This is a genomic window from Kitasatospora sp. NPDC056800, assembly GCF_042789775.1.
Classification (GTDB): domain Bacteria; phylum Actinomycetota; class Actinomycetes; order Streptomycetales; family Streptomycetaceae; genus Kitasatospora.
Window position 1 is genome coordinate 59,452 of sequence record NZ_JBHUAL010000006.1, and the last position, 22,931, is coordinate 82,382.

22 protein-coding genes are annotated in these 22,931 nt (G+C 74.9%); 9 read left to right on the forward strand and 13 right to left on the reverse strand.

The genetic code is table 11. The features are described 5' to 3' along the window. Nucleotides 1–227 precede the first annotated feature (227 nt). The gene (locus tag ACFRQN_RS02815; protein WP_079272588.1) at nt 228–1,223 is read left to right on the forward strand and encodes a ScbA/BarX family gamma-butyrolactone biosynthesis protein; all 996 of its coding nucleotides are present in this window, start codon (nt 228–230) and stop codon (nt 1,221–1,223) included. Between the two features lie 257 nt (nt 1,224–1,480). Beyond that, nucleotides 1,481–2,011, forward strand: coding sequence for a DUF5959 family protein (locus ACFRQN_RS02820; protein WP_198959461.1), 531 nt, complete (start codon nt 1,481–1,483; stop codon nt 2,009–2,011). Nucleotides 2,012–2,371: 360 nt separating this feature from the next. Here the strand turns inward: ACFRQN_RS02820 and ACFRQN_RS02825 are convergent, their stop codons facing one another. Together ACFRQN_RS02825 and ACFRQN_RS02830 are read right to left on the reverse strand one after the other, a co-directional pair. Next, complete coding sequence (locus ACFRQN_RS02825; protein WP_107418891.1) at nt 2,372–3,724, reverse strand: MFS transporter; 1,353 nt, start codon at nt 3,722–3,724, stop codon at nt 2,372–2,374. A 92-nt stretch (nt 3,725–3,816) separates the two neighbouring features. Continuing rightward, nucleotides 3,817–4,245, reverse strand: a complete 429-nt coding sequence (locus tag ACFRQN_RS02830; RefSeq protein WP_049654197.1) for a MarR family winged helix-turn-helix transcriptional regulator — start codon at nt 4,243–4,245, stop codon at nt 3,817–3,819. 215 nt (nt 4,246–4,460) lie between these two features. Here ACFRQN_RS02830 and ACFRQN_RS02835 point away from each other — a divergent pair, with 215 nt between their 5' ends. Next, a complete protein-coding gene (locus tag ACFRQN_RS02835; RefSeq protein WP_380737742.1) occupies nt 4,461–5,129 on the forward strand; it encodes a response regulator in 669 nt (222 codons plus the stop codon). Between the two features lie 51 nt (nt 5,130–5,180). Here ACFRQN_RS02835 and ACFRQN_RS02840 read toward each other — a convergent pair whose 3' ends face one another. From ACFRQN_RS02840 to ACFRQN_RS02855, 4 genes are all read right to left on the reverse strand, one after another. Continuing rightward, entirely contained in the window at nt 5,181–6,455 is a 1,275-nt protein-coding gene (locus ACFRQN_RS02840; RefSeq protein ID WP_380737744.1) for a sensor histidine kinase, read from the reverse strand. A 221-nt stretch (nt 6,456–6,676) separates the two neighbouring features. Next, nucleotides 6,677–8,068, reverse strand: a complete 1,392-nt coding sequence (locus ACFRQN_RS02845) for an FtsX-like permease family protein (protein WP_380737746.1) — start codon at nt 8,066–8,068, stop codon at nt 6,677–6,679. Nucleotides 8,069–8,073: 5 nt separating this feature from the next. Continuing rightward, nucleotides 8,074–8,838, reverse strand: coding sequence for an ABC transporter ATP-binding protein (locus tag ACFRQN_RS02850; RefSeq protein ID WP_049658819.1), 765 nt, complete (start codon nt 8,836–8,838; stop codon nt 8,074–8,076). A 97-nt stretch (nt 8,839–8,935) separates the two neighbouring features. Next, a complete protein-coding gene (locus ACFRQN_RS02855) occupies nt 8,936–9,958 on the reverse strand; it encodes an ankyrin repeat domain-containing protein (RefSeq protein WP_380737748.1) in 1,023 nt (340 codons plus the stop codon). 125 nt (nt 9,959–10,083) lie between these two features. Here ACFRQN_RS02855 and ACFRQN_RS02860 point away from each other — a divergent pair, with 125 nt between their 5' ends. From ACFRQN_RS02860 to ACFRQN_RS02875, 4 genes are all read left to right on the forward strand, one after another. Further along, nucleotides 10,084–10,263 carry a hypothetical protein gene (locus ACFRQN_RS02860; protein WP_380737751.1) on the forward strand — a complete coding sequence of 60 codons (180 nt, stop codon included), beginning with the start codon at nt 10,084–10,086 and terminating at the stop codon, nt 10,261–10,263. A gap of 58 nt (nt 10,264–10,321) precedes the next feature. After that, nucleotides 10,322–11,227 carry a ketopantoate reductase family protein gene (locus tag ACFRQN_RS02865; protein ID WP_380737753.1) on the forward strand — a complete coding sequence of 302 codons (906 nt, stop codon included), beginning with the start codon at nt 10,322–10,324 and terminating at the stop codon, nt 11,225–11,227. A gap of 179 nt (nt 11,228–11,406) precedes the next feature. Continuing rightward, nucleotides 11,407–11,802: a hypothetical protein gene (locus ACFRQN_RS02870; protein WP_049658815.1), complete on the forward strand. Its 396-nt coding sequence runs from the start codon at nt 11,407–11,409 to the stop codon at nt 11,800–11,802. A gap of 164 nt (nt 11,803–11,966) precedes the next feature. Then, on the forward strand, nt 11,967–12,626 hold the full coding sequence (locus ACFRQN_RS02875; protein WP_380737755.1) for a transcriptional regulator: 660 nt from the start codon (nt 11,967–11,969) through the stop codon (nt 12,624–12,626). A gap of 38 nt (nt 12,627–12,664) precedes the next feature. On the opposite strand, the gene ACFRQN_RS02880 is transcribed toward ACFRQN_RS02875, so the two are convergent. Next, complete coding sequence (locus ACFRQN_RS02880; protein ID WP_380737757.1) at nt 12,665–13,207, reverse strand: hypothetical protein; 543 nt, start codon at nt 13,205–13,207, stop codon at nt 12,665–12,667. A gap of 214 nt (nt 13,208–13,421) precedes the next feature. Then, a complete protein-coding gene (locus ACFRQN_RS02885) occupies nt 13,422–14,645 on the reverse strand; it encodes an ROK family protein (RefSeq protein WP_380737759.1) in 1,224 nt (407 codons plus the stop codon). Between the two features lie 335 nt (nt 14,646–14,980). Here ACFRQN_RS02885 and ACFRQN_RS02890 point away from each other — a divergent pair, with 335 nt between their 5' ends. Further along, on the forward strand, nt 14,981–16,753 hold the full coding sequence (locus tag ACFRQN_RS02890) for a SpoIIE family protein phosphatase (protein ID WP_380737761.1): 1,773 nt from the start codon (nt 14,981–14,983) through the stop codon (nt 16,751–16,753). A gap of 89 nt (nt 16,754–16,842) precedes the next feature. Here ACFRQN_RS02890 and ACFRQN_RS02895 read toward each other — a convergent pair whose 3' ends face one another. Both ACFRQN_RS02895 and ACFRQN_RS02900 read right to left on the reverse strand, forming a co-directional pair. Next, on the reverse strand, nt 16,843–18,051 hold the full coding sequence (locus ACFRQN_RS02895; RefSeq protein WP_380737763.1) for a trans-sulfuration enzyme family protein: 1,209 nt from the start codon (nt 18,049–18,051) through the stop codon (nt 16,843–16,845). Nucleotides 18,052–18,265: 214 nt separating this feature from the next. Further along, on the reverse strand, nt 18,266–18,649 hold the full coding sequence (locus ACFRQN_RS02900) for a hypothetical protein (RefSeq protein WP_380737765.1): 384 nt from the start codon (nt 18,647–18,649) through the stop codon (nt 18,266–18,268). A gap of 248 nt (nt 18,650–18,897) precedes the next feature. On the opposite strand from ACFRQN_RS02900, the gene ACFRQN_RS02905 reads away from it, so the two are divergent. Continuing rightward, a complete protein-coding gene (locus tag ACFRQN_RS02905; RefSeq protein WP_380737767.1) occupies nt 18,898–20,580 on the forward strand; it encodes an LCP family protein in 1,683 nt (560 codons plus the stop codon). A 96-nt stretch (nt 20,581–20,676) separates the two neighbouring features. Here the strand turns inward: ACFRQN_RS02905 and ACFRQN_RS02910 are convergent, their stop codons facing one another. From ACFRQN_RS02910 to lepB, 3 genes are all read right to left on the reverse strand, one after another. Then, nucleotides 20,677–21,336, reverse strand: coding sequence for a zinc ribbon domain-containing protein (locus ACFRQN_RS02910; protein WP_049654596.1), 660 nt, complete (start codon nt 21,334–21,336; stop codon nt 20,677–20,679). Between the two features lie 95 nt (nt 21,337–21,431). Beyond that, nucleotides 21,432–21,653 (reverse strand): hypothetical protein, encoded by a 222-nt coding sequence (locus tag ACFRQN_RS02915; protein WP_380737769.1) that lies wholly within the window; start codon nt 21,651–21,653, stop codon nt 21,432–21,434. A gap of 221 nt (nt 21,654–21,874) precedes the next feature. Next, entirely contained in the window at nt 21,875–22,888 is a 1,014-nt protein-coding gene (gene lepB / locus ACFRQN_RS02920) for a signal peptidase I (RefSeq protein ID WP_380737771.1), read from the reverse strand. Between the last annotated feature and the right edge of the window lie 43 nt (nt 22,889–22,931).

Sequence of the window (22,931 nt, forward strand, 5' to 3'; positions counted from 1 at the left end):
CATGAACCTGTCAAACCCATGCGTCGACATCCCCACAGGTCAAGGAGGTTCACCCGTCGGAGCCGATCTCCGGGCAGTGATCGACACCCACCCACCGTGCCCGTCCGACCACGCTCGGCCGCCGACGAACCTTTGTTCTGGCTCCTTGAAAACCAAACCGGTAGGTACGTATCTTACGAGCCCTGAGCAGCCCACCCCGCCCGTCACGGCCTTTCGGAGCGCTCCCCATGACTCTGCTTGCCTTCCGTACGCCCGCATCCGTCCTCACCACCGGCACGGACTCCGGAACGATCCCCGGCCCGGCCGCAGCAGCCCCGGCGCCTCGCCTGACCAGCACCGTCGCCAAGGAGTACGTCCACCGGGCCTGCCACGCCGAGGTCTTCCTCACCGGCAGCGAACAGCTCACGGACACCACCTTCGCCGTCACCGCGCAGTGGCCGCGGGCGCACACCTTCTTCAGCACCCCGGACGGCACCCGGCACGACCCGATCCAAGCTGCTGAAACGATCCGCCAAGCCGGGCTCTACCTCGCCCACACCCGGTTCGGCGTACCGCTCGACCACAAGTTCATGATGTGGAACCTCGACTACACCACCCGGTCGCGGCAGTTGCTGATCGGTGCGGCGCCGACCGACCTCACCCTGGAGGTCCAGCTCCTCGCCCAGCCGCGCCGCTCCGGCACCACCGTCGACTTCACGCTGGAGACCGTCGTCCGACGGGGCGCCCAGCTGGCCGCCACCGGCTACGCCCGCTTCACCACCGTTCCGGACTCCACCTACCAGCGGCTGCGCCGGGGCCGCCACTCCGCCGAGCTCCCGGCGGCGCCGACCGTGACCGCCGAGCCGCTCCCGCCGGCCCGGGTCGGCCGGCTCCGCCCGTGCGACGTCCTGCTGGCCCCGGCGGACGCCCCCGGCACCTGGCACCTCACCCCCGACTTCTGGCACCCGATCCTCTTCGACCACGCCAACGACCACATCCCCGGCATGGTGCTGTTGGAGGCGGCCCGGCAGGCGGCCAACGCGCTGAGCAGCCCGGCCACCGTCACACCGACCGCCGCGGCCACCACCTTCCACCGGTACGCCGAGCACGACGCGCCCACCACGATCACCGCCCAGCACACCCCCGGCGGGGACCCGGACGCCCTCACCACCACCGTGACCGGCCACCAGCACGGCGAACCGATCTTCACCACCGTGCTCACCGGCCACCCGGACCACCGCTGACCCGACGACCGCCGCCGCACCGACCTTCGGAGTACCCCTTCGCAGCACCCGAACGGCCCGCCCGACCCTCCCGGTCCGGCGGGCCGTCCGCGTGCCGACGACGCCCGCGGGGGCTGCGGCCACGGGCACCAGCCGATTCCGGGGGGGGCCACCACGGGCCGGCCCCGGCCGGAACGCCCCGCTCCCGGACTGGCACCGGGGCGAACACCTGCGCGAGGATGTCACCCCCTGGATCCCGCTGCCAACAGGAGTCCGCCGTGAGTGAAGTCCCTTCGCAGCAGAACGAGTTGATAAGACTCGCCGACCGCCCCGGCACCGACGACGCCCCCGGCTGCGACGGACGGACCGGCGGCCGGAACGTCCGCGTACGCGTCCTCGGACGGCACGCGCCGGGCTCACTGCTCGGACACGACTGGCTGGACTGCGAGATCACCGTCACCGCGGACTCGGTACGCGGGCAGTTCGTCACCCTGGTGACCGACCGCCACCTCAGACAGTGGGAAACCGCCCTGGACCGACTCGGCCGCGGCTCCGCGGTCCGCTGGCTGGACGAGGAACACGGACCGGAGCTACGCATCGAACCCGGCCGCCCCGGCGGCCTCTGGGTGACCGTCTCCGACGCGGAGGAATCCGGCGTCACCCTCCGGGTCGTACTCTCCCCCGCACCGAACTGGCTGGCCGAGCAACGCACCCTGCTCCGCCTCGTTCGCAGCGCCTACCCGGCCGAGGTGGTCGAACTCTCCCCGGGCATCCACGCCTGGCGCGGAAACCTGCCCGACGAGAGTTGATCGATCGTCACCTCTAATACTGCGCCAGCGTTCCAAGCCGCACGGACGATCAGTCGGGAACAGCGAGAAGAAAGACCGGGCCGCACCGCCGACCATGACCAGCGCGAGCTGGTGCAACCCGACCGTCTCACCCGGTGCGGCGCGTTCGTAGCGCCGCACCGGGTGCCCGGTGGCGCGGTCCGGGTGTGGGAGGTCGGCAAGGCGGCAGCGTCCGGTGAAGGTCGGCGGTGGTCACGGTGTGGCGTGAGGGCCTTCCGGGTGCCGGTGCGGGTGTCGCAGTCCGCACCGAGCCGAAAAGGCCCTCACTGAGCCCCGTCACCCACCGTCGCGGTCAGTACGTCCAGGCGAACGGATCGGCCGTCACTTCCGCTGCCGCGGAGGTGTTCCCAGCCGCCCCAGCGAACGGTCGGGCACGGTGAGGAGGAAGAGCAGGGCCGCGCCGCCGAGCATGAACAGCGCGAGGTGGTGCAGCCCGGCCGTGGTGGCGCCGTGCGGGAAGAAGGCGGCGTTCGCGGCGGAGGCCGCCATGGCGCCGAGATACATGAAGGTGCGCAGCAGCCCGGCCGCCGAGGCGATGGCGGCGGGGTCCGCCTGGTGGTAGAGGGCGGTCTGGGTGCCGAGCCCGATCAGCCCCTGCGAGACGCCCGCCAGCACGCCGACTCCGATCAGCAGGGCGCCGGGGCTGTTCGCGTGGACCAGCAGCAGGGCGGCGCAGGCCGCGATCTGGCAGGCGGAGCCGACCAGCAGTTTGCCGCGGACGCCCGGACTGCGGCCGCTGGCCCCGGCGGCCGCGAGCGCGGTCAGCGAGAGCGGCAGCAGCACGAGTCCGGCGGTGGCGGCGGACAGGCCGCGCCCCTCCTCCAGCCACTGGGTGTAGCCGTAGAGGAAGGCGTAGATGGCGGTGTAGCCGAGCACCTGGCGCAGGTAGGTGGCGATCAGCGGGCGGTTGCCGCCGAGCGCCCGCAGGTCGATGAAGGGGGCACGGGCCCGCCGCTCGCGGAGGGCGAAGGCGACGGCTGCCAGGAGGGCGAGCACCGGCAGGTACCAGCGAGCAGGGCCGGGCTTCATCAGGAACAGCATCAGGGCGAGCAGGAGGACCGCGAACAGCGCGATCCCGAGGTGGTCGAGGCGTTCCGCACGCCCGGGGCGCTCCCCGCCGTCGGCAGGGTCCGGGCGGCGGGCGGTGACGGGCAGCCGGGCCGCACCGAGTGCCAGGCAGGCCAGTGACAGCGGGACGTTGACGGCGAAGACCGTCCGCCAGCCGCCCGCGCCGATCAGCAGACCGCCGAGGGTGGGGCCGACCACCGCGACGGTCTGGTTGGCGACGGCCAGTACCGTCAGCACCCCGGTGGGGCTGGACCGCCCGGTCCGCTCGGCCTCGCTGCGGGTCAGGTGCATCGCGGCGGGGTAGGCCGCGGAGGTCCCCAGTCCGAGCAGCACCCGGGCGGTGATCAGCATTCCGAGCGACGGGGCGAGCGCACCGAGCAGTCCGGCGAGGCCGACCAGGGCCGTCCCGGCGAGGTAGAGCCGGCGCGGGCCGTGGGTGTCCACCAGCCGCCCGATCACCGGCTGGCCGATGGCGGTGGCCAGGTAGAGCCCGGTGACCAGCCAGGCGGTCTCGGCGGGCGGCGCGCCGAAGGCGGCGCCGACGGGCACCAGGGCCACCGCGATCATCGACGAGTTGATCGGGTTGAGCACCGAGCCGAGCACCATCGGCGCGATCAGCCGGCGGTTGAACCCGTCGTCCGGGGCGGGCTGCCGACGACGCGGCCGGAGTCGGGCGAGCAGGGCGGCCGGGCCGGTCGTCACCGGTTCAGCCGGTCTATCAGGGCCAGCGCCTCCAGCACGGTGGCACGCTCGGCCTCGGTGTAGTGCTCCGCCATGGCCCGGGTCAGCCACTCCTCACGGGCCTGGCGGCTGTCCGCGACCCGGGCCAGGCCGACCTCGGTGAGGCTGACCACCTGACGGCGGCCGTCCTCGGGGTCGGGACGGCGCCCGACCAGTCCGTGCTGTTCCAGCGCGGCGAGGGTGGCGGCCATCGACTGCGGACGGACCCGCTCGGCGGCGGCCAGCGCACTGGCGGAGGCCGGACCGTCGTTGATCAGCCGGCTGAGCACGGCGGTCTGGGAGGGCGTCAGGTCGCTGGTGCCGCTCGCCTCCCGGAGGGTGCGGCGCAGCCGGCTGAAGACGGCGCGCAGTTCACGGGCGGCCAGCGCCGCGCTGTCGGGAACCACGGTTTCGGCGGACCCGGCGGGCCCGGCGGGGTCGGCGGGCCCGGCGGGCCCGGCGGGGTCGGCGGGGTCGGTACTGGCGGTTCGTTTCTCGGTCACGGTTCCACGGTAATTTCATCAGTCTGGACTGTCCAGTCTGGACTGAAGATTTCCTGAGGGTGGACCGGGCCCTCCACCACCCGTGCCCCGGCCCGGCGGCGGGCCCGGATAATGACGGCATGATCGACAAGCAGCTCCGCGTCGTCCTCGCCGAGGACTCGGTGATCCTCCGGGACGGCATGGTCGAACTCCTCACCGCCCGGGGGTGCGCGGTGGTCGCCACCGCCGGGACGGCACCCGAGCTGATCGCCGCCGTCACCGGGCACCGGCCCGACGTGGCCGTGGTGGACATCCGGATGCCGCCCACCCACACCGACGAGGGCATCCGAGCAGCCGTGGAGATCCGGGCCACCCTGCCCGAGGTGGGCATCCTGGTCTTCTCCCAGCACGTCGAGACCGCCTGGGCGGCCCGGCTGCTGGCCGACGGCGCCTCCGGCATCGGCTACCTCCTCAAGGAGCGGGTGGCCCGCACCTCCGAGTTCGTCGACGCGCTGCACCGGGTCGCCGCAGGCGGCACGGCCCTCGACCCGGAGATCGTCAACGGTCTGCTGCACGGCGGACGGCGCAGCCGGGTGGACGCGCTCACCCCGCGCGAGCGGGAGGTGCTGGAGCTGATGGCGCAGGGGCACTCCAACCGTTCGATCGCCACGCTGCTGGTGGTCTCGGAGCGGGCGGTGGAGAAGCACGTGGCCGCCGTGTTCGGCAAGTTCGACCTGCCCGCGACCGAGGCCGACAACCGGCGGGTCAAGGCCGTGCTCGCCTACCTCGCGGAGAGCGGCGCCTCCTGAGGTAGCACCTCCCGGGACGGCGACCCCGACCGCCCGGGCCGTGGCCGCCCGTCAGAGCCGGCCGGGCAGTTCGGCGCTGACCGCCGTCGGCCCGCCGGGCGGACTGTCCACCCGCAGCGTCCCGTCCAGCACCGCGAGCCGCTCGGCCAGGCCGGTGAGCCCGCTACCCGCACCGATCACGGCGCCGCCGTGCCCGTCGTCGCGCACGGTCAGCCGGACCCTCCCCTCGGCGGCGCTCACGCTCAGCTCCACCGACCGCGCGCCACTGTGCTTGGCCACGTTGGTCAGCAGTTCGGCCGCACAGAAGTAGACGGCCCGCTCGATCACCTCCTCCGGACGCTCCCGAAGGTCCAGCCGGACGTCGACCGGCACCGGCGAGGTGGCGGTCAGCCCCGGCAGCGCCTCGGCCAACCCGCCCTCCAGCGCCACCGGGTGGATGCCCCTGGTCAGCCGGCGCAGACCGGTGATGGTGTCCTCGGCCTGCCCACGGGCCCGGTCCACCAGGGTCCGCAGCCGCCCGAGGTCGAGCCCGTCCGAGCCACCCTCGGCCGGAACGCCCACCGGCGGAAGGCCCACCGGCGGCGCGCCCGCCCCCAGCACGTCGTCGGCCAGCGACAGCGTGATGGCGAGCGCGACCAGCTGCGCCTGGGTGCCGTCGTGCAGGTCGCGTTCCAGGCGCCGCAGTCGGTCGGTGCCCTCGGCCAGCAGGATGGACCGGGCCTTCTCCAGCTGACGCACCCGCTGGTCCGAGCGCACCGGCCCGAGCAGCGTACGGGCCAGCGTGCGGTTCGCCCCTCCGAGCGCCTGCACCGCCGCTGGTACGGCGACCAGCACCGCGAGGCCGATCGGGATCGCGCCCAGGTCCAGCAGGCCGATCGACCTCGGGCCCGGCTCCATCATCCGCACCCAGAGCGGGAAGCCCACCAGCCAGACGCTTCCGAGCGGGAGCCCGACCACGGCCAGGAAGCCGAGCACGCCCAGCGGCAGCCGGAGGAAGAGGTAGAGCAGCGCCCGCCAGGCCACCGGATCGGTCAGCACCACCCGGCCGCGCGCTATCACTCCGGCCGGGCGCGCCCGTGGCCGCGGTGCGGGCACCTCCTCCCCGAGCAGCCGCCCGACCAGCCACCGGTGCAACCCGCCGAGCCTCCTCGCCCCGAGCAGCGCGGCCGCCACGAACGGCAGGCCCAGCACGGTGAGCGAGAGCAAGGCCCCCGCATAGAGGACGGCGACGGCGTACACGCCGCCGAGCACCCCGAGCGGCAACCCGAGCACCGCGAAGGCCAGTTCACCACCGCGCACCGACCGGTACCGCCGCCGCTCAGCCACCGTCCACCTCACCACTCGCCCACCGACAATCACTGGCCAGCACTCACCGACCGGCATTCAGCCGCCGACCGGCCCCCAGCATCCACCAGGACCCGCCCGGACCACCGCATCCACCTGCCCTTCCGTCCGCACGGCCCCTCGGACAGCCATGGCACCGACCCCGCGCCCACCCGCCGTGGACGCCGGCCTCCGCCTCCTCCGCCTCCTCCGCCTCCTCCGCCTCACCCCCGTTCCCCGCCCGTCGTCTCCACCGCCGAACCGCCGACCGCCCACAGCCCCGTGCCCACGATCCCCGGCACCGTGAGCACCACCGCCCCCAGCACCACCCAGGCGCACGCCGCGCCCGGCACCACCGGCACCACCGAGCCCGTCACCGCCAGGCTGAACGCCCCCGAGGCCGCGGCCGCCACCGCCGCACCCAGCAGCACACCGATCGCCGTGGTCAGGACCGCCTCCACGCCGAGCATCCGCAGCAGCTGCCGCCGCGTCGCCCCGACCAGGCGCAGCAGCGCGAACTCGCGGCGCCGGTCGGCGGTCAGCGCCACCAGGGTGTTGACCGTGGAGACCGCCGCGAAGCAGACCAGCATCCCGAGCTCCGCCTCGCGCAGCCAGATGTCGCTCTGCTTGGTGACGCTGGTCGCGGCGCCCGTCGCCCGGACGACGTGCTCGGCGGTGCCGGTCAGGACCAGCAGGGTGCCGGAGAGCCCGACGAGCAGCGCGACCGGCACCACCGCCGAGGAGAGCCGGGCCGCGTAGCCGCGCAGGTTGGCGTCCGCCAGCCAGCCCGCCCGGGGCGCGAGCACCCGCGCCGGGGCGCCGAGCACCGCTGCCAGGACCCGCGCCGCCACCGGCCCCAGCAGTCCGACCGCGACCAGCAGCACCAACGAGCCGAGCAGCGCGGCCTGCCCCGCCTTGTCCAGCTCTCCGGCCGGCCGGCTCGCCGCCAGTCGCAGCAGCAGCCCACCGCCCGCGAGCACCGCCAGCCCGGCGAGCACCCGCGGCACGGGCGTCCGCCGTGGCCCGCCCGTGCCCGCGGTCAGTGCGGCGGCCGGGGCGGGCCGGGTGATCCGGCGGGCCGCCACGGCACTGGCCGCCAGGCCCACCAGCAGCGCCACCGCGAGCCCGATCAGCGCCGGCACCGGCGCCCCGGGTATGCGCAGCCCGGGTGCGGCCATGCCGCGCCGCTGGAGTGCGGCGAGGAAGGCCCGGGCGGCGAGGAAGCCCACCAGGCCGCCCGGCCCGGACACCAGCAGGGTGGTCGCCACCACCTGCGCGCGCATCACCCGCCGGACCTGACGGGGTGTCGCCGCGACGGTGCGCAGCAGCGCCAGGTCGCGGTGCTGCTGGCGCAGGGTGAAGCCGAGGGCGTTGACCACGACGAACAGCGCGACCAGGACGGCGATCTCGCCGAAGGCCCCGGCGATCAGCACCAGGCCGGGCCCGGACACCGCCGTGCGCGCCACCGCGGCCGGTGCCGTGACCTGTGCGGCGACCAGCGACCCGAACAGCGTCACCGCCGCCACCGCCAGGAACAGCGCCGTCCCCAGCCCGGCGAAGGAGGCCGGGCGGCGGCGGATCTGCCCCGCCGAGAGGCTCAGTACGGGACTGCTCATCGTGCTCACCCGCCCAACCGGCTCAGCCGCTCGGCGACCTGCGCGGCCGTCGGCGCGGTCAGCTCGTCCACCAGCAGGCCGTCGGCCAGCAGCAGCACCCGGTCCGCGTACCCGGCGGCGACCGGGTCGTGGGTGACCATCACGCAGGTCCGGCCGTCGGTGTCGACACCCGAACGCAGCAGGCCGAGGACCTCCTGCCCGGTGGCCCGGTCCAGCGCGCCGGTCGGCTCGTCGGCGAACAGCACCTCCGGCCGGGAGACCAGCGCCCTGGCTATCGCCACCCGCTGCTGCTGACCGCCCGACAGCTGCCCGGGCCGGTGCCGCTCCCGCCCGGCCAGCCCGACCCGGGCCAGCGCCTCCCGCACCGCGGCCCGCTCCGGCGGCCGCCCGGCGAGCCGGCCGGGCAGCTCGACGTTCTGCCCGACCGTCATCGCCGGCATCAGGTTGAAGGCCTGGAACACGAACCCCACCCGGGTGCGGCGCAGCTCCGCCAGCCGCCGCTCGGGCAGCCCGGACACCTCCGTGCGGCCCCACCGCACAGTGCCCCCGGTCGGACGGTCCATCCCGGCCAGGCAGTGCAGCAGGGTGGTCTTGCCGGAGCCCGACGGCCCCATCACCGCCGTGAACGTCCCCGGCGCGAAGGCCACCGAGACCCCGCGCAGCGCCTGTACGGCCGCCGTGCCCCGCCCGTACCGCCGGTGCAGCCCCACCGCGCTCAGGGCCGCGTCCGTCACCCCGTCGTGCGCCGCCGTGGCGGCGGCTGTCGTCATCCCGTTCATGCCCTCCATCGTGGGCGTCCGGGGCCGGGAGATCGATTGTGCTGGCACCCGAATCCGGGGTTCGGAAAACCGAACCCCGCAGGTGGTGCTACGTCCCCTCGGACGGGTTGCGGGCCTCCCAGGCCCGGAGGGCGAGGCCGCAGGCCGCCTCCAGGCGCACCGGCCGGTCGTCCACGTCCAGCAGTGCCGCCAGGGTGTCGGCGACCCCGGGCGTCCGGTCGGCGGACGGGGCCAGGACGGACGCGGCGGCGCGCCGCAACCCGACGGCTTCCTCCTCCGGATGCTCACGACCGCCCAGGGCTCGGAGGACCTCGGCGAGCACCCCGCCGTCCGGCTCGGCCGACGCCCAGGCGACGAGCAGCTCCGTCTCCTCCGCCTCGTACTCGACCGCGTGCCCCATCCGCAGGAGCGGGGCGTCGCACAGGAAGGCCGCGAGGAAGCGGCGGTGCGCGGGGTCGGGATGCCGGTGGTGGGCCGTCAGGGCCGACCAGGTCTCCCGACTTCGGCGTTCCCCGAGCACGAACCGGACGGCCTGCTGCCCGACGTGCCCCGGCTCCCGGTGCCGGACTGCCCTGGCCACCAACTCGTCGACCGGGGTGAGGACGCGGAACCTCCACTCCAGCCCGGTCAGCACGGCCCCGTGCCCGGCGCGCACGGTCAGCCCGCCGAGGGAGACCTGCTCGACGTCCGCGTACTGCTCGGTCACCCACACCCGCTCCGCCGGCCCCACGGCCCCGGTCCGTCGCCGCAGTTCCTCCTCCGTCCCCGTCTCGTGCCAGGCCCTGGCCAGGGCGAGCAGGTGCTCACGGGCGTCGGCGGGCAACCGCAGCGCCGGGTCCTTCCCCAGGACCGCCCCGACCAGCGCCGACGAACCGAGGTCCACCGCGCGCAGCAGCGGGGTCGTCCCGTCGGGCAGCGGACGGTCCGGATCGGCACCGTGGTCGACCAGGACACCGGCGACCTCGTGGTCGAACCCGTTCACGGCCACCCACAGCAGGGGCGGCCCTTCCGCATCGCAGGCGCTCGGATCCGCGCCCGCGGCGAGTGCCTCCCACACGCCGTCGACATCCCGCGCCCGTACCGCCGCCACCAGCCGCCCGTCCGCCGTCATCCGCCGACTCCCCCCTCGCCGCACAGCCTCCACCGGCGCACCCTAAGCCCGCCGGAGCCGAGCACGCCCTCCCCTTTTACGCCCCCACCTCCCGCCGGGCCCACCCAACGGGGAATCATGATCCGGTGACCATCGACCTGCTGCCCGAGCCGCGCTTCGGCCCCACCGAGGCGGAGGTGTGCGGGCTGCCGACCCCGCACGGCGGACTGCCGCCCGGCGGGGTGCGCGGCACCTTCGTCCGCGGCTGCTCCCGGGCGACGGCCTGCTCCTCCAGCCGGGCGGGCGCATCCCGCCGCTCACCGTAACCGCACCCGGCCCCCGCTTCCCCATCCCTCACCACCCCACCCACCCACAGGAGTCACCATGACCACCACCCCCCTGACCGTCGCCGTCCTCGGCCCCGGAGGCGTCGGCGGACTGATCGGCGGGCTGCTCGCCCGCGACGGCCACCGGGTCGTCTGCCTGGCCGGCGAGGCGACCGCGGCCGCGATCGCGCGGGACGGACTGCGGGTCCGCAGCGCCGAGTTCGGCGAGTTCACCGTCCGGGTGGAGGCGGCGACCGAGCTGCGCGAGCCGGTCGACGCCGTCTTCGTGACGGTCAAGGAGACGGCGCTGGCCGCCGCGCTGGACCGGTTGCCCGCGGAGGTGCTCGGCACCGGGATCGTGGTGCCGCTGCTCAACGGCCTGGACCACATGGCCGTGCTGCGCGAGCGCTACCCGGCCGCACGGGTGGTGGCCGGCACGATCCGGGTCGAGGCCGCCCGGACGGCGCCCGGGCTGATCGAGCACACCAGCCCGTTCGCCGCCATCGAGCTGGGTGCGAACGCCGAACCCGACTCCCCCGTGGCCGAGTTCGCCGAGCAGCTGCGGCACACCGGTCTGGACGTCGCACTGCGCGAGGACGAGACGGCGATGCTGTGGAGCAAGCTCTCCTTCCTCGCCCCGTTCGCCCTGCTGACCACCCGCCACGCGAGCGGGATCGGCACCGTACGCACCGAGCACCGGGCCGAACTCCTCGCCGTGCTGGACGAGATCACCGCCGTCACCCGGGCGGTCGGCGCGCCGGCGGACGCGCAGACGCTGCTCGCCTCCTTCGACCGCATCCCCGGGACGATGAGGTCCTCGATGCAGCGCGACGTGGAGGCCGGACGGCCGACCGAGTTGGACGCCATCGGCGGCGCCGTGCTGCGGGCGGCCGACGCGCACGCGGTGGCGGTTCCGACCATCGCCCGCCTGGTGCACGACCTGTCCGAATCCGCCACCCGGTAGTGCCCGCCCGGGCGTTCACCCCGCGGACGGCACCGCGGGGTGAACGCCCGCATCCCTCCCCCACAAAACTGACGGAACATCATATTCCGATGGAAGCAAAGACTTTCCCAACGGTTCACGCAGTCTTCCGGAACCTCCGCACGGCGGACCGGCGTTGATAAGGCGGGAGGGATAGAGACATGACAAGGAAGCCGTACCGTCTGGCCGCCACCACGCTCGCACTGCTGCTCGCGGCCCCGTTGTTCACCGCGTGCGACGCCGACCAGGCCCTGGACTGTGGAAAGCGGGCGATCAGCCTCACCGGCGACGTCCAGGACCTCGCGGATTCGGCGATCAACGTCGGGCAGATCACCGACGAGAGCCGCCGCAACCACACCGTCGAGGCCTTGCGGAAGGTCGCCGACGACACCAAGAAGATCCGCGAGGGCAACGGGGACAAGATCGACGCGGCCGCCGACCGGCTCTCCAAGGCCGTCAACGACGCCATCGACCGGGTCTCCAAGGGCAAGCAGCCCGACTTCAAACCGATCACCGACGCTGCCGGCGAGATCGGGAAGGCCTGCGCCGACTCCTGACGCACGGGGGGGGCACCCCCCGTCTCCCCACGCCACCAGCTCCCGGCCCGGCGCCGCCCCGGCCGGGAGCCGGTCCCCGCCTCGGGCCCCGGCCTGTCGCCGCCGCACCGGCACCGCCAGGCGGTAGGAATGGCACCGGACCGAACCGCACCCCGGAGGCACCGGTGAACCACCCGATCCTCGACCAGATCCAGCACCTGCGGGCCGAATTGGCCCCCGGCGACACCGCCCCGGCGCTGGTCACCGCGCTCGCCGACGGCACCGCGCCGCGCTCGGCGCTGGCCGAACTCGCCGCCCAGCAGCATCGGATCATCCGCTCCGACCGCCGCAGCCTGCTGCTGCTCGCCGGCCGCACCGCGGACCGGCCGGTCAGCGCCTGGTTCGCCACCCTGGCCGAGGGCGAGAGCGCCGCGCTGCGCACCCTGCCCGCGCTCGGCGCCGCCGTCGGACTCGACCACGGCGCGCTGGAGGCCCGCCCACCGCTGCCCGGGTGCCAGGCCTACCCGCACTACTTCGCCTGGCTCTCCCTGAACGGGGAGCCCGCCGCCGCGGCCGCCGCGCTCGTCGCCAACTTCGCCGCCTGGGGCGGCTACTGCGCCACGATCGCGCAGGCGCTGCGCCGCCAGTACGGCTTCTCCGACGAGTCCTGCGCGTTCTTCGACTTCTTCGCCCAGCCCGCGCCCGAGCTGGAGCAGCAGGCCGCCGACGCCCTGGGCCCGGACCGGCTGGACGAGCCGACCCTGGCCACCGCACACGAGTACGGGCTGCTGCTCCAGGCCTACGAGCACCTGTTCTGGGACACCCTGGGCGTCATCGACGCCTGAGGGCGAACCCGTCCGGTCCGCCCCGGCGCCGGGAGGCCTCAGGCCTGCCAGTGCGGCTTCCCGCTGACCATCCGGCAGTAGATCACCCGGCCGCCGGCCTCGTGGGTGCTCTTGCCCAGGTCCGCGTTGCGGCAGAACTGGCCCGCCTCGTAGCAGTTGCCCGCGTTCGAGCGGATCTCGCATCCGGCGCCGGCACCGGCCGCCGCCGCGGGGGGCTCCGGGTCGTTCGGCGGCTGGGCCGTGGTCACCTTCGGCTGCGGCGCCTTGGTGGCGGGCGGCTGCGCGGGGGCGCTGGGCTGGCCCGGAGGGGCCGCGGGCGGGGGCGTGGCCACCGGTGCCGCGGGCGCCGGCTGGGCCGGCGGAGTGCTGACCGGGGCCGCCGGCGGGACCGTCGCGGCGGGCGTCGCCGGCGGGGTGGTCGCCGCGGGGGTGGTGGCGGCGGCGGTCGGCGTGGCCGAGGCCGTGGCACCGCCGTCGGCCGCCGACGGGTCGCAACCCGTCAGCGCCAGGCCGACGGTGAGCAGGAGTCCGGCGAATCCGGCCAGGCCGGCCCGACGGCGACCGGGTATCCGTGAAGGCATGGGAGGAGAACGCTCCGTTCCGTTTGGATGAGTCGTGCGATTGAAGCAGGAATCGCACACGTACCGTCCACCGAATCCCCACTCGTTGGCAGATCGAGACCTTCCGGTCACCGACCGTCGCCACCCCGCCCGAACCCCGGCCGCCCACCGTCCGCCGACCCGTCCCGCCCTGTTCGACCGTCCGACCAGACCGGCCGTCAGCGCGGCCCCGCCGTCAGCGCAGCCCCGCCGTCCGGCGCTCGAACACCGCGGGGCGGGCGGTCTCCAACGCCGTGGCGACCGCGCCGAGGAGCACCGCCTCCTCCCCCAGAAGGCTCGGCGCGAGCGTCGGCCGCATCGGGGCGAGCCCGTGCAGGGCCTGCTCCAGCGGCTCCAGGAGCAGGTCCGCGCTGCTGCCGATCCCGCCGCCCAGCACCACCAGGTCCGGGTCCAGGACGGCCGAGAGCACAGCCACCGCGTAGGCGAGCCGCTCGGCCTCCCGCTCCACCGCCCGGACCGCCGCGGGCTCCCCGGCCCGGGCCCGCTCGAAGACCTGCTTCGCCGTCAGCTGCCGCGCCGCGGACTCCCCGTCCAGCCCGAAGTCCCGGGCGGCGCGCACCACGGCGTCCGCGGCGGCGTCCTGTTCGATGGTCGCGGGCGGCTCGCCGGGCCGCCCGGACAGCGGCACCAGGCCGATCTCGCCCAGCCCGCCGTGTGCGCCGAGCAGCAGCTCGCCGTCCTTCACCACGCCCAGCCCGAGCCCGGTGCCGACCAGCAGGTAGGCGAACATCCGGCTGCCCCGCCCGGCGCCCAGGGTGTACTCGCCGAGCGCCGCCAGGTTGGCGTCGTTGGCCACCGAGACGGCCGTCCCCAGGCCCTCGCCTATCCGGTCGAACAGTCCCGGCCTGTCCCAGCCCGGCAGGCTGTTGGCGTAGCGCACCCCGCGCCGCTGCTCGTCCCACACCCCCGGGGTGCCGATCACGGCGTGCACGATGTCCCCGGCCGCCAGGCCCGCCTCGGCGATCGCCTCGTGCGCGGCGGCGACCACGGCGTCGGCGACGGCGTTCGCCGAGCGGCCCCGGTTGGCCACGTCCCGGCGGGCGACCACCGTCCCGGCCAGGTCCGCCACCGCCACCCGCAGCCGGGCCCGGCCGATGTCCACGCCGAGCACGTGCCCGGCCGTCGGGTCGACCTCGTACAGCACCGCGGTGCGGCCGCGCTCGGGGGCCAGCCGCCCGGCCTCCCGGACCAGTCCGGCCCGCTCCAGCTCGGCCAGCGCGGCCGAGACGGTCGGCTTGGACAGACCGGTGTCCCGGGCCAGCTGGGCGCGCGTGGAGCCGCCGCCGGTGCGCAGCAGCTCCAGCAGCAGCCACTCGTTGTTGCTGCGCAGCCGCTGCCGGTTCCACGGCACCCCGGGGGCCCCGGCCGCCGGGCGACTGGTCGGCTGGTGGGGGCTCATCGGGTTCCTCCGGTCTGGGTCTTCGGGCGCGGGTCGGTACGGCCGGGTCGTACGTCCGGGCCGGTGCGGCCGAGTCGGTACGTCCGGGTGGGCCCGGCCCGGGCCGCGGCGTCCGGGGCGGGCGCCGCCGCCCAAGTATGACCGGTGATCATCCGGCGTTCGCCTGCCGTATCCCCCGGTCCCACCCACGCCTCCCCACCACCTCCCCACTCCCCCACGGCCTCGCCGCCGGCTCCGCGCGGAGCCGGCCGCACCCCGTTACAGCACCGTCTCCGACCGGTCAACGTTTCACCCACTTGTGGGCGTGCCGCGCCCGGGCGCGTGATCATGGGCGTATGCACTTCCGGCACGGCAACCGAGCAGAGGGGCCGCGGCCCGCGTCACCGGACTCCCGGTCCCTGGCGGCGACCGCGGCGGCCCTCGCCGCACGGCTCGGCGCCTTCACCAGTGGTGACAGCGCCGGCGGTGGCAGCGCCGGCGGCGAGGGCCCGGGCGACGATCCGGAGCGGCTCCGCGAGGTCCTCGCCGCCGCCCCGGTCGGCGTCGCGCTGCTCGACGAGCGGCTGCGCTGGCAGTACCTGAACGCGGCCTTCACCACCGCCACCGGGCTGCGCCGCGCCGACCTGCTCGGCCGCGCCGCCGGGGCCACCGCCTTCGCCGGGGCCCTCGGCATCCTGCGCCGGGTCCTCGCCGACGGGCTCGCCCGCGAGCACGCCACCGGCGGGCCGGACGGCGCGGGCGCCCCCGTACCGCCCGGCCTGCGGGTGCGCTACCGGGCCCTGCGGCACTCCGGGCGGACCACCGGCGTGATCGTCGTCGTGCTGGACGACCCCGACCCGGCCCGCGAGCAGCTGCGCGAGCTGGAGCGGGCCCGGGCCCGGCTCGCCCTGCTGGACGCCGCCACCGAACGGATCGGCACCACCCTCGACGTCGGCACCACCGGCACCGAGCTCGCCGCCTTCGCCGTCCCCCGGCTCGCCGATCTCGCCACCGTGGACGTGCTGCCGCCCGCGGTCGAGCCGGCCCGGGTCGGCCACGGCGCGTCCCAGCGGCTGCACCGCGTCGGTGCCCGGGCCGTACCCGCGCTGGCCGACGCCCTCGCCGAGCTGCCCCGGCCCGGCGAATCGATCCGCCACCGGGAGGGCTCGGCCGCCGCGCGCAGCCTGGCGGGCGGCGTCGCCGTGCTCACCGAGCCCGGGCCCGAGGACTCCTGCCCGGCCGGGACCGCCTCGCTGCTGGTCCTCCCGCTGGCCGCCCGGGGCCGCCTGATCGGGCTGCTCACCCTCGGCCGCACCGCCGCCGGCCCGGCCTTCACCCCCGACGAGGCCGCCCTGCTCGGCGATCTCGCCGCCCGCGCCGCCACCGCCCTCGACAACGCCCGCAGCTTCGCCCGGTCCCAGGGCATCGCCCTGGAGCTCCAGCGGGCGCTGCTGAGCGAGCCCGGCAACCCCCACCAGAACCTCTCCCTCGCCTCCCGGTACCTTCCGTCCGGGAGCTCCTCGGTGGTCGGCGGCGACTGGTTCGAGACGGTCCGCCTGCCGTTCGGGCGCACCCTGCTGGCGATGGGCGACGTCATGGGGCACGGCGTCGAGGCCGCCGTCGACATGAGCCACTACCGCTCCGCGCTGCGCGACCTCGCCGGGATGGACCTGCCCCCGCACCGGATCCTGCGCCAGCTCGACAACGTCATCTCCGCCGACGACTCCGCCCGCCCGGCGACCTGCCTGCTGGCCCTCGCCGACCCGGGCCGGGGCCGCTGGACGCTCTCCAGCGCGGGCCACCTGCCGCCCGCCCTGATCGCCCCCGGCCGTCCGACCGAGCTGCTGCGCGTCCCCACCGGGCCGCCGCTCGGCACCGGCCTTGGCGGCTACGAGCAGACCGCCCACCCGCTCCTGCCGGGCCAGACCCTGCTGCTCTACACCGACGGCCTGGTCGAGCGCCGGGACGAGGACATCGACGCCTCCCTGGAGCGGCTCGCGGCCCTGCGCCTGCCCGCCACCGGGAACCTCGACGAGCTGCTCGACGCCGTCCTCCACTCCCTCGCCCCGCCCCCGGCCGCCGCCGAGGACGACATCGCCCTGCTGGTGGCCCGCCCCCGGCAGCGCTGACGGGCCGCCGCGCGCCGGTCCTCACCGCGACAGCCGCCCGGCCCTGACGGCCCCTCGGCCCGCACCTCCCCCCGCCCCCGCACCTCCGCTCACACCTTCGCCAGCGCCCGCCGGACGTCCGCCCAGATGTCCTCGGGGTGCTCGATGCCCACCGACACCCGCACCGTCCCCGGGCCGATGCCCGCCGCCGCCAACTCCTCGTCCGACAGCTGCCGGTGGGAGGTGCTGGCCGGGTGCAGCACCAGGGTGTGCACGTCGCCCAGGGACGGGGCCAGCGAGGCGAGCCGGACGGACTCGGTGAACGTCGCGGCCGCTTCCCGGCCGCCGGCCAGGTCGAAGGCCAGGACTCCGCCGTGGCCGTCGGGCAGCAGGCGGCGGGCGAGGTCGTGGTCGGGGTGGGTGGGCAGGCCCGGGTAGTGGACGGCGGTGACCGCGGGGTGGGCGGCGAGCCGGCCGGCCAGGTCGAGCGCGGTCTCGCACTGGCGGCGGACCCGCAGGGCGAGGGTCTGCATCCCGCGCAGGGTCAGCCAGGCGGCGAACGGGTCGGCGGCGGCGCCGAGTTCGAGCGAGCGCCGCCAGACCCGGTGGTGCAGCGCCGGGTCGGCGAAGACGGCGATCCCGCCGAGGACGTCCGAGTGTCCGCCGAGGTACTTGGTCACGGAGTGGATCACGATGTCCGCGCCGTGCTCGATCGGGCGGCACAGCAGCGGGGTCGCGAAGGTGTTGTCCACCACGCTCACCACCCCGGCCCGCTTGGCGACGGCGATCAGCCCGGGCAGGTCGGTGACCCGGGTGGTGGGGTTGGAGACGGTCTCCAGGAACAGCACCCGGGTGGTGGGGCGCAGTGCGGCCGCCACTCCGACCGGGTCGTCGCCGTTCACGTAGCCGACCTCGACGCCCCAGCGCTCGGTGAGGTCGGTCAGCGCGCCGACGGTGCCGCCGTACAGGCTGCGCTGGGCGATCACGTGGTCGCCGGCGCGCAGCAGGGCGAGCAGCGCGGTGTTGATCGCCCCCATGCCGGAGGCGGTGGCGAGGGCTCCGGTGCCGCCCTCGAGTCCGGCGACGGCCTGCTCCAGCGAGCGGACGGTGGGGTTGCCGAAGCGGTTGTAGAAGAAGGCGCCGTCCGGTCCCCCGTGGGCTCCGGCGAGCGCGTCGCCGGTGTCGAAGGCAAACAGGTGGCCCTGGTGCAGCGGGACGCCCAGCGGACGGCTGCCGGTGACCTCGGTGAGCGGCGGGTGGACGACCCGGCTCTCGGGGCGCAGCTCGTCGGGGGCCTCGTGGGAGTGGTGGTCGCTCATGGCGTTCATCCTCGGGCGGTCCCGGCGCCCGGGCCATGGCCAATCGCCGTCGAGTGGCCTGCCCGGGCGGTCGTTCCGGCCCACCGCCCGGAGGCGGTGGCGACGCCCGGGTCGCGGCGGCGGGTGGTTGCCCTCTACGACGGGTGGCTCCCGACCACGGCGGGTGGCTCCCGGCGGCGGCGAGAGGCTCCCGACGCCTCGCGGCTACTCGCGGCTACTTGCGGCGGCTGAAGATCCGCTTGGCCGCGTAGACGATCCCGACGATCAGCAGCACCACGAACAGGATGATCAGGATCACCACGACCAGCAGGAACTTGCCCAGCTTGGCGAAGAAGCCCGACTTCTTCTTCTCCTCCTTGGCGAGGTTCGCGGCCTCGGCGGTGGAGGCACCGGAGGCGACCGTGGTGACGGAGGCACCGGAGGCGGCGCTCGCCCCGGTACGGACCTCCGTACCGGCGTCCGCGGTGGAGGCCCCCACGGCCGCCCCCGGGTTCGCGGCGGCGGCCGCGACGGTTCGGGGTGCGGCCACCGCCGCCGCACCCGATGCCACGGCGGTGAGGCCGGTGGCGGCCAGCAGGGCCACCAGGGCGCCAGCCATCGAACGTATGATCCGACTAGTCATCGTGCTCCTCAAAGCGGTTCCGGAGCAGCGCGGACCCCGCCGATCTGACCAATTTCTCATGGTCTGACCAGCTGGTTTTCCCATCCGCGCCTAGTATGCTCCACTGAAGTTCTACAGCGGTGTAAAAGTTTAGCGACGGGCCCTGCCCGGATCGGCTCCGGCCCCCGGCCACGCGAACCCGCCGCTTCGACGGGGGGCGCGTGGCAACTGTGGAGGATGACGACGTGTCTGGCCGCAAGGGTTCCCCCGGAGCCGAGAATTCGCCGCACCGGGCGGGCGGGCGCCGGAGCACCGGCCGGAGGGCCGACCGGACCGGAACCGGCCAGAACCCGGACAGCTCGGACATAGCGGAGGGCCCGGCGGAGGGCCGTGCGGCGGGCCGAGCGAAGAAGAAGCCCAAGCGCAGCACCAAGGAGAAGGTGCTCTGGGCGACCGCCGGCTGCACCGCCCTCGCCGTCCTCGGCGGCGCCGCCCTCTACTACCGGCTCAACAGCAACATCAGCACCTTCGACGGCGACGCCCTCAGCAAGGACCGCCCGGAGGCCGCTGCCCCGGACTCCCAGGGCCGCACCCCGGTCAACGTGCTGATGATCGGCTCGGACAGCCGCGGCAACGGCAACAGCGACCTGGGCGGCGGCGGGGACGGCGGCGCCCGCTCGGACACCGCGATCCTGCTGCACGTCTACGCCGACCACAAGCACGCCGTCGGCATCTCCATCCCCCGCGACTCCCTGGTCACCATCCCGCCGTGCAAGCTCCCCAACGGCAAGTGGACCAAGGAACAGACCAATGTGATGTTCAACAGCGCCTTCTCGGTCGGCGACAGCGACCAGGGCAACCCGGCCTGCACCCAGAACGCCGTCGAGAAGCTCACCAACCTGCGCGTCGACCACACCATCGTGGTGGACTTCAACGGCTTCGCGTCGATGACCAAGGCGGTCGGCGGCGTCGAGGTCTGCCTGCCGAACGACATCCACGAGGGGGACCTCAACCCCAACCTCGGCCGCAAGGGGAAGCTGCTCTTCGCCAAGGGCAAGCAGAAGGTCGAGGGCCAGAGCGCGCTGGACTACGTCCGGGTGCGGCACGGCATCGGCGACGGCTCCGACATCGGCCGCACCAAGCGCCAGCAGGCCTTCCTCTCCTCCCTCATCAAGGAGGTGAAGTCCCACGGCATGGACCCGACCACGCTGCTGCCGCTCGCCGACGCGGCCACGAAGTCGCTGACCGTCGACCCCGGCCTCGGCTCCGCCGCCAAGCTGCTCTCCTTCGCCATGGAACTCAAGGACGTGGACCTGCACGACATCAAGTTCCTGACCGTGCCGTGGCGTTACGAGGGCCCGCGGGTCGCCCTGGTCCACCCGGACGTGGACCAGCTGTGGGCCGCGCTCAAGGCCGACCGCACCATCGACGGCCAGGACGCGAGCGCCCCGGCCGAAGCCGGCTCCGCCTCCCCCGCCGCGGATCCCGCCACCACCCCCGCGGCCGCTCCGGCCCCGACGGCCGCCCCGGACGCCAAGGCCGCCGAGGTGAAGGTCTCCGTGCTCAACAGCACCGGCGAGACCGGGCTCGGCGGCCGGGCCGCGGAGACCGTCAAGGGCGCCGGCTACACCGTCACCGGCGTCGGCAACGCGGTCGGCAAGCCGCGCAGCACCACCGTCGTCGAGTACGGCACCGGCGAGCGCACCGCCGCCGAGTCGGTCGCCAAGCTCTTCCCCGGCGCGACCGTGCAGCCCGGCGGCCGGGGCGTCAGCGTCGTCCTCGGCCACGACTTCGCCGCCGCCAACCCGGCGGGCCCCGCCACGCCGGCCTCCGGCGCCGCCACCGCACCGGCCCCGCTGCCCACCAGCATCAGCGGCGCCGCCCGCTCGGCCGACGACGACCCCTGCAGCAACCTCTCGTACGGCTGAGCCCGGCCCCCTCGCACAGCGGTCCCCCGCACGACGGCGGGGCGCCTCCGGAACATCGCTCCGGAGACGCCCCGCCGAGGTACGTCCGAGGGGGTGTCAGCGCCTCGTCCCGCAGGACGGACAGAACGCGGCGCCGTCCGGGACGTCCTGACGGCAGCCCGTGCACTGGACGGGCTGCGCCAGCCGGAAGCCGCAGCCCGGGCAGAACGGCGTGCCGTGGGTCTCGGTGTGGCACTGCGGGCAGACCAGCTGCCGCGGCGTGCTGACGTCGTACCCGGCCCCGGACTGCTGCCCGGCCTTGAACGCGCGCTCGGTGACCGCGTCGTTGAGACCGCGGTGCTGCGCCGCCACCGCCTCGGCCGCGGTGTCCGGGGCGCAGTTGTGGCACAGGCCCTGGGCCGGGTCGAAGCAGCGCCCGCAGGTGTATTGGGTGCACCGGGCGCAACGGTTGAAGTGGGACTGGGCGTTGGTGATGGCCCGCTGGAACGCGGCGTCCCGCGAGGTGCCCCAGGTCTGCCCGGCCAGCCCGTCGGCGGCGTTGCTGATGGTGTTGGCGTTGCCGCCGATCAGGTTCCAGGCCGCACTGACGCCCTTGCCTATCCAGCCGGCCATCTGGCCGGTCCGGAACGGTTCGAACGTCGAACGCCAGGTGTCCGAGCAGCGGTAGCAGTAGAACTCGAACTGGAAGCCCGCGCCGGTGCCGTGCTGCTCGCACATGTCGCGGTAGTTGCTGCTGAAGTAGATCTCCGAACTCACGTCGTCCCCGGTCGCTCAATGGCCTGTCAGCGGTCGCTCCCAGGGACGATAGGGCCCATCGAACGGTTCCGCCAACAACGTTCGACCGTCCCCGATCAGATCCCGGTGGCCGGCAGCAGCAGCACCCGTGCCGGATCGAACGGCTGCCAGCGCGCGGGCTGCCCGCTGCGGCCGATCCGCAGCCGGCACCAGCGCTGCCCGGCCGCGTCCTGCCACCACCCGCTGATCCGGCCGAGCGCCCAGGCACCGCCCCCGAGGTCCACCTCGACCGGCTGGTAGACCCACTGGACGTCCCGGTCCGCCGGTTCCGTTCCCACCGGACCTCCGGCGCCCACGGGACTGCACTGACTCTCCATCACGGCTCCGTCTCCCGACCCGGACCCGGCCGCCGGACGCCCCGCTCGGGGGCGGCCGACGCCGGGGTGCAGCTCACCTCCTGAACTCTACAGGCGTGTAGAGGTCAGCGGGAGGAGTTCCGTCGAAGACGATCGACCCGGCCGGAGGACCGGCCGGGTCGGGGTGCCGGGGCGAGCCGGCCTCAGCGGTCCTTCCGCATCGAGGACTCCTGCACCGACGGCGTGCGCGCCGACGACCTGCGCGCCGACCGCCGCCGCTGCCACAGGGCCAGCGGCACGATCCCGGCCAGCGCGGCGGCCTCCGGCGCCGGCGGCGCCTCGAACGGCGCGCCGGCCGCACCCGCCGCCCCGGCCGGCACCTTGTCGAAGGTGTCCGGGACGGGCAGGGTGGACCAGTCCGACAGCGGCCAGGCGACCACGAAGGCCCGGCCGACCACGTTGTCCACCGGCACGAAGCCGTCGCCGGTCTCGTTGTGGTGCCAGCGGGAGTCCCGCGAGTTGTTGCGGTGGTCGCCCATCACCCACAGCTTGCCCTTGGGCACGGTGACGGTGCCCACCGGGTCGTTGTCGCAGGGCGTCGCACCGGGGAACAGGTACGGCTCGTCCAGCGCGACGCCGTTCACCCTCAGCGGCGCGCCCGCCTCGCAGTCGACGGTGTCCCCGCCGACCGCGATCACCCGCTTGATCAGGTCCTTCTCGTCCGCCGAGGGCATCAGGCCGACGGTGCTGAGCACCTTCTGGACACTGCCCATGACGGAGTCGCCGGAGCTCGCCGGCGTGCCCTCCAGCCAGCCGCCCGGATCGCGGAACACCACCACCTCGCCGCGCTCGGGCTTGGCGCCGAACCACGGGGTGAACTTGTCGACCAGCACCCGGTCGCCGATCGCGAGGGTCTGCTCCATCGAGCCGGAGGGGATGGAGAAGGCCTGCACGAAGAAGGTCTTGATGCCGAGCGAGAGCAGCAGCGCGATCACCAGCAGGATCGGCAGCTCCTGCCAGAACGGGCGCTTCTTCCGGGGGCGCTCGGCCTCCTCGTCGGCCTTCCCGGGAGCGTCGGCGCCCGCGTTCACCGCGTCCGCCCCCTCCGCCACCGCGGTGCCCGTACCCGCCTCCGCCCCCGCCCGGCCGTCCCCGGCCCCCTCGCGCTCCGCGGCTCCGCCGCTCTCGCCGGACTCCGCGCTCTGCTGCACAGTCATTTCCTCGGCCCCTCCGACGGCCTGGCGGGAGCCGGTAGGAAGA